Raw genomic sequence first — 4,221 nt, 5'->3', positions numbered from 1 at the left:
TAATGAAACGGCAATATGTTTTGTCGCTTGTACGTTTCAGTGTTATTGCCTCATTGAGTTGTCGTGCCAATGTGTGGTGAGTGAGTTTGTCGGAGAGGGTTTCCACATTTGCTCATTTGTTAAATGAAACTCTGCATTGGTCAGTTCATAGGTAAAATTTGAGTCAGTTCTAATTCAAGAAAACTCGAAGTTTAGTCAATGATTTCAGTAGTTTATTCTTGGGTTGGTGCAACAGTAAAGTGTTGAAGCTTAAGCATAACAAACGCCTCAAGAGGGACTGTCAACGCGCGGCGTTTCCAGTCCCAATGAGCCTAAGTGGTTACGGTTGTTGTGTTTGAGTTTGGTTGTTATGCGTTGTCAGCCCCTTAGGCGGGCGTTATACCTATAAGGAGAAACATGGATATTAAGGTAGTTGTAGCTCTGATCGGGATCGGCGGTGTTCTTTCGAGTGCATTAGTTCAGTTTTGGCTTGGTAGTCGCACAGAAAAGAACAAAAAACTCATCGAAATACGAAGTTCTGCCTATTTAGATTTCTTAAATGCTGTTTCTGAGATTGCTAGTTCCACAAAGTATTCGAAACAGCGAGATGTTGAGCAACTCAAACAATTGAATCAAGCTAAAACGAGAGTGATTTTACTAGGTAGCACATCAGTTGTGACATCAATACATTCTTTTTTCCAAAATCATGGGGTGCTCAACAGTGATGCATCATACGTATCCTTTAGCAAAATCGTAGAAGCTATGCGCTCTGACTTATCTGGCAGCAATGACATTGAACTTAATATTCTCTGTGAATCTCTGTTTGGTGCTAGTGTTGAAAAATAGGTATAACAAGCAATTTAAGAGGGATTCGCAACGCTTGGCATTTTTGCTTCTACTTCAATTTTAGTGGTTACGGTACAATGCTTTAGGTTGGGTTGTAGCGTTGCTCACCCCTTAATTGGGCGTTATGCTTAATCAAGTAAAATCAGTGGTTTATGGTTTTTCTTTGTTCCCTCGGATTTTCAGTCCGGTGTTTGTCGGCAAGTTGACTTCATTGAGCGCTGCTTTTCGGACTCTTATTCTGTGGCGCTGGAAATTCGGAGAATTGCCTCATTCAATTCTCGGGCAAGCGCGAGGTTAGGGTGGTTGGCTCAATCAGCAATTTGATTTTAGGTTTTTGAGTTTTAGCTGCCAAAGTTCAAAGTCTGATTTTCAAAATTATGAGTCATTTCAGTTTTTTTGGTTTTTGGCTTTTGTTCGTGAATCAAAACTAAGTTAATCTTGTTTACAGAAAAACGTAACCCATTGAAGCTTAAGCATAACAAGGCGTTTAAGCGGGATTCATGCCGCGTGGCATTTTTGGTTTGCGGTGAGTTTTTGTGGTGAAAGTGGTGTGCGGAACTTGGTTTAGGCGGCATTCACCCCTTAACGCGGCGTTATGTGTTTTTCAGTTTTTAGTGAAAGGGGACAGTGGTTGCATCTTGGAGTTATAATATTTGGGGTGGTGTTTATCTCATATATCCTTGCGACAGTGACGTATATTGGATATATAAATTACTTTGAGACATCTAGTAGTATGTTGTCGCACGCTTCATGGATTTGCGCAACTCTCGTTTTATTATGTCTATTGTGGAAAGCTAGCAGCAATCCAAGCTCGCTAGGGAGGGTGAAAAGCTTTTTAATCTTGTTTTCTTTCACTATCGCTATAGCGGCTATGGTTAGAGTCGGGCCAGTAGGAAATGTTGCCGTAGTATCTCATTTGCTTTCAGGTGAGAAAGTAGTTGTTGTGACTAACGTTACTCGTACGAATGATAGTTATTTCATTTATAAAGGATGTCGGGGAAAATTGGAGGCATTTAAAAACTCTATCCTGCGCGACGAAATTTTATGTGGAATTAAGTATGAGGACTGGGAAAAAATCAAGCCTCAAACGCCAATACTACTCGTTGGTAATAAGTCGTATTTTGGTATTAATTTCGAACAATACGCTATATTAACGAAAAACAGCCAGTTCAGGGAGTTAGAAAAAGAAATTGATTCTTTCGGTTTTGTAAATCTAGCTAGCTCAAAAGATAAGCTAAAGGTTGAGATGAAAAGACTGACATATAGAAGTTTTGACTAAGTGCATAAAACACATAACAAACTGTTCAAGAGGGATTCGCAACGCGTGGCATTTTACTATGCGTTGGTTTTGGTGTTTAAGGTGGTATGCGGTGGCATCGGTATTGCGTTGCTCACCCCTTAACAGGGCGTTATGTAGCAAGGAGATTCGGTGTGCTTAACTTTTTGAATAAAAAGTCTTATGTTCAGTCAGTAGCTAAAGATGTGGCTCCGAAACTGAGTGCTAAGTTTGGGAAAAAGCCCGTTTATTCGTTTCAGGAAATTAGCTGGGCATTGAGCGAGATTAAGCGCAGTGATGACCAGTTTTATAAGTCAGTTTCTTACGGCATGTTGCTGCCTTACAGCAATGAGTTGGCTATCGAGTTACAAGAAGACTTAGGCGACTTGTTAGAGTTTCAAAAGTCTGTCGGTGAGCTCTTATTTAACGTGTCGGAAGTTCCTTCGTTTGAAAGTTACCTGTTATATGCAGAGGTAAATTCAGCACCAAAATGTAAAGTTACGAACACGATTTTAGATAGTTCCGGTGGAGTAAACTTTCTTGATTTTGGTGGCGGTGACTAGCTACATAACAAGGCGTTTAAGCGGGATTCATGCCGCGTGGCATTTTTGGTATGCGGTTGGTTTTGGTGGTGAAAGAGGTCTGCGGAAGCTTGATTTATGCGGCATTCACCCCTTAACGCGGCGTTAGTTTTTTCAGGTCAAATCAATAAAAATGCAGTTGGTCGATAAAATGAAAAATAAAAATGGTTATATAGGAGTCAATGATTCGGAGATTTATTACGAACTTTCCGGCAATCCTGAGGGTGAACCATTATTAATGCTTCATGGCGGCCTTGGTTCGCTGAATGAGCTAAGTCCCATTCACAAATATGTAGCTGTGGACTATCAGTTGATAAGCATAGATTTTCGTGGTCACGGAAAATCACTCTTAGGCGATCGCCGACTTAATTACATGCAGTATCAACAAGATGTCCAGCATGTTCTTAGTTATTTGGGTATTGAGAAATACTCAATTTTTGGTTTTAGTGACGGTGGCATCGTGGGTTATCGGTTAGCAGCACAAGAACCGGAAAGAGTGTCTTGTTTGGTTACACTGGGTTCGCAGTGGCGATTGGAGGCAGATGACCCATCAATTGAATTGCTAAGTGGTTTGACGGCTGAATTTTGGGTATCAAGGTTTGCAGATGATGTTGCATTTTATGAGGCATCAAATCCTAAACCTGATTTTCCTAAGCTTGTAGACATGGTAAAAGCCGTCTGGCTGGATACAACAGAATCTGGCTATCCAGATGAGTTAGTTGAAAAAATTTGTTGCCCGACGTTAGTAATGCGAGGTGATAATGACTTCTTGTTTTCGTTGGATGAGGCGGTGGCTTTAAAGTCGAAAATTGCCGGTTGTAGTTTTGCCAATATCCCATTGACAGCACATTCATCTCATCAAGAATCACCAGAACTTGTGGGTGAAATACTAAAGCAGTTCTTGTCGCAGCACAAAAACTAACAAACGCCTCAAGAGGGACTGTCAACGCGTGGCGTTTCCAGTCCCATTGAGCCGCGGTGGTTACGGTGGTTGTGTTTGAGTTTTGTGTTATGCGTTGCCAGCCCCTTAGGCGAGCGTTATACGTTTCAGAGGAACTATGGATAAAGTTGAATTTGTTAAAGTCATCAAAGAAGTTGTTGAGTCTTCTTCGGTAGAAAATATTATTGAAAATTTATTTGATCCACCCGGTAGATCTCCCGATAAGCGTTTACTCGAACAATCTAAGTGGTTTAAGTCATTGCCCTCAGGTGATCAGACGTTGGTTCAGAGCCTTATTGAGGATGCGGTGCGCGAATCGGTTTTCGGTATGTTTTGTGTGCTTGATGGTGTTAGGTCAATAGCTAGCGACAATAGTTCGATGAATATTCAATTGATCGTCGGAGACTCGCTGATAAATGACATTGAATCAGAGTACTTGCATGACATCTACCAAAACGTATAACAAACGCCTCAAGAGGGACTGTCAACGCGTGGCGTTTCCAGTCCCAATGGAGCCGTGGTGGTTCGCAGTTGTCTGTGTTTCGAGTTTTGTGGTAATGCTGTTCGCCAGGCCCCTTAGGCGGGCGTTATAGCTTATC

General features: G+C 41.4%; 6 protein-coding genes. All 6 read left to right on the top strand.

Features of this window, described 5'->3' with window-relative positions; translation table 11 throughout:
* A partial coding sequence (locus D908_RS22135) for a DUF3709 domain-containing protein (RefSeq protein WP_134815425.1) occupies positions 1 to 127 on the top strand: 127 nt, incomplete at its 5' end.
* A 269-nt stretch (positions 128 to 396) separates the two neighbouring features.
* Positions 397 to 825: a hypothetical protein gene (locus D908_RS01920; RefSeq protein WP_005527247.1), complete on the top strand. Its 429-nt coding sequence runs from the start codon at positions 397 to 399 to the stop codon at positions 823 to 825.
* A gap of 823 nt (positions 826 to 1,648) precedes the next feature.
* Entirely contained in the window at positions 1,649 to 2,104 is a 456-nt protein-coding gene (locus D908_RS01930) for a hypothetical protein (RefSeq protein WP_005527240.1), read from the top strand.
* A gap of 86 nt (positions 2,105 to 2,190) precedes the next feature.
* On the top strand, positions 2,191 to 2,664 hold the full coding sequence (locus D908_RS01935; RefSeq protein WP_032467753.1) for a hypothetical protein: 474 nt from the start codon (positions 2,191 to 2,193) through the stop codon (positions 2,662 to 2,664).
* A 169-nt stretch (positions 2,665 to 2,833) separates the two neighbouring features.
* Entirely contained in the window at positions 2,834 to 3,604 is a 771-nt protein-coding gene (locus D908_RS01940) for an alpha/beta fold hydrolase (RefSeq protein ID WP_032467754.1), read from the top strand.
* 136 nt (positions 3,605 to 3,740) lie between these two features.
* Complete coding sequence (locus tag D908_RS01945; RefSeq protein ID WP_005527228.1) at positions 3,741 to 4,085, top strand: hypothetical protein; 345 nt, start codon at positions 3,741 to 3,743, stop codon at positions 4,083 to 4,085.
* Positions 4,086 to 4,221 lie beyond the last annotated feature (136 nt).

The sequence above is a fragment of the Vibrio mimicus CAIM 602 genome, from assembly GCF_000338875.1.
In the GTDB taxonomy this organism is placed as follows: domain Bacteria; phylum Pseudomonadota; class Gammaproteobacteria; order Enterobacterales; family Vibrionaceae; genus Vibrio; species Vibrio mimicus.
This window is presented reverse-complemented; position numbering and strand designations above follow the sequence as displayed.

What these genes read in the sequence shown, in the direction of transcription:
- D908_RS01920 (WP_005527247.1), top strand. Translation starts at nt 397, where the DNA reads ATGGATATTAAGGTAGTTGTAGCTCTGATCGGGATCGGCGGTGTTCTT.
- D908_RS01935 (WP_032467753.1), top strand. Translation starts at nt 2,191, where the DNA reads ATGCGGTGGCATCGGTATTGCGTTGCTCACCCCTTAACAGGGCGTTAT.
- D908_RS01940 (WP_032467754.1), top strand. Translation starts at nt 2,834, where the DNA reads ATGAAAAATAAAAATGGTTATATAGGAGTCAATGATTCGGAGATTTAT.
- D908_RS01945 (WP_005527228.1), top strand. Translation starts at nt 3,741, where the DNA reads ATGGATAAAGTTGAATTTGTTAAAGTCATCAAAGAAGTTGTTGAGTCT.